This is a genomic window from Pseudonocardia pini, from assembly GCF_013870575.1.
GTDB classification, from domain to species: domain Bacteria; phylum Actinomycetota; class Actinomycetes; order Mycobacteriales; family Pseudonocardiaceae; genus Pseudonocardia; species Pseudonocardia pini.
On sequence record NZ_JACBXB010001016.1, the window covers coordinates 1 to 1,601 of the forward strand.

Genomic DNA, 1,601 nt, shown 5'->3' on the forward strand with positions numbered 1-1,601 from the left:
CGGGCCTCGGCTTCGCCGCGCTGCACGGCACGGTCGTGCGGCCGCGGCTGGTCGTACACGGGCACGGCCTGGAGGTCCGGGGGCTCACCGGCGTCCGGTCCGTCGACTGGCCCGCGGTCCGCCGGGTGCGGGTGTTCCGCACGCGCCGCTTCGGCCGGGACACCAGCCAACTGGAGCTGGACCTGCTCATCGGCGGCGAGGAGCGACTCGTCGTGTTCGGGCGGCTCGACCTGGACGCGGATCCCGAGGACGTGGCGGCCGTCGTCCAGCCCTACCTCCCGAAGCGCCCCACCTGATCGGCCCAGCGCCCGTCACGGTCCGGAGGCGGTCGACGCCCGTGCGGACGCTCGTCGCCCGCCGTTCGGCTTCCTACGCTCGGAGGGCCGACCACATGAAGGAGATCGCCATGATCGCCAGGACGCCCATGCGCGGAACCGACGGCTGCTCCACCGGCTGCGGGTGCAGCAAGCCGGAGTGACCGCGGGCCGGGGACCGACGCCGTTCCCCGGCACCACCCGCCCCCCGACGATCACCGCCTCTCCAGTCCAGGATCACGGTCCGCGCGCAGCGCCGTGGGTTCCTGGCTCCAGGAGCACCGCGATGATCCACCCCTCGGGCGCAGAACGGTCGACTCCCGACCGCCCCGCTCCCCAGGTCTGGATCTCTTCGGGCAGGCGCACAGCACAGGCCCGAGGTAGTCGCCGGCTCGCAGGAGCCTCCGTGCACGTCATGCCGCCGCGGTGATCCGCTTCTCGGGAGCTCGACGGTCGATCTCCGACCGGCCACCCTCAAGAGCGCGCGATGATCACCACCTCGGCACGTGCCGCCGCGGACAGCGCGGTCGCGGGTACCCAGCCGGTGATCATGTAGGGCGACTCGACCTGCTTCGGCGTCACGAACGCGAGCGCACCACCGGCCCACCCAGCGGCTCGGCTCGGAGGACGGAGGGGCCGCTCACACGAACGCCACCGCGGCGGCCCTGCCTGCGATCACGCTGACCACCACCACGGTGAGCAGGAGGAGCGCGGAGACCTGGAGGAGGGTGCGGTTGCGCACCGGGGGGACGTGGACGAGGGCCGCGGTGGCGGCCGCGCCGACCACCAGCCCACCCAGGTGGCCGACCAGGGAGATCCCCGGCACCACCACACTGATCACCAGGTTCACCGCGACCAGCCCGACGATCTGCCCCATCGGCGCGCGCAGCCGCCTGGCGATCACGAACAACGCCCCCATCAGCCCGAACACCGCCCCCGAGGCCCCCGCGACCAGCGCGTTCGGCTCGGAGAACAGCATCACGGCCGCCGAGCCGCCGAGCAGCGACACCAGGTAGACGGCGAGGAACCGGGTCCGGCCGAGCACCGGCTCCAGCTCCCGACCGAGCAGCCACAGCGCCATCATGTTGAACACGAGGTGCAGCGGCCCGTAGTGCAGGAAGCCGGCGGTGAGCGGCCGCCACCACTCGCCCCCCGCGACCAGCCCGGGCACCAGCACCCACTCCCGGAACAGCGCGGAGCGTTCGTTGGAGCCGATGCTGCCCGCCTGCACGGCGGTGAGCACGAAGACGGCGACGTTCAGCGCCGTCAGCACGCTGACGACGACCG

Annotated in this window: 2 protein-coding genes; one reads left to right on the forward strand and one right to left on the reverse strand. The window is 73.1% G+C overall.

Translation table 11 applies throughout. The features are described from left to right. Positions 1-296, forward strand: a 296-nt coding sequence (locus H5J29_RS32015; RefSeq protein WP_181784655.1) for a PH domain-containing protein, incomplete at its 5' end; no start/stop codon positions are given. Between the two features lie 658 nt (positions 297-954). On the opposite strand, the gene H5J29_RS32020 is transcribed toward H5J29_RS32015, so the two are convergent. Then, positions 955-1,601 (reverse strand): rhomboid family intramembrane serine protease (locus tag H5J29_RS32020; RefSeq protein WP_181784656.1); only part of this gene is annotated, 647 nt, incomplete at its 5' end.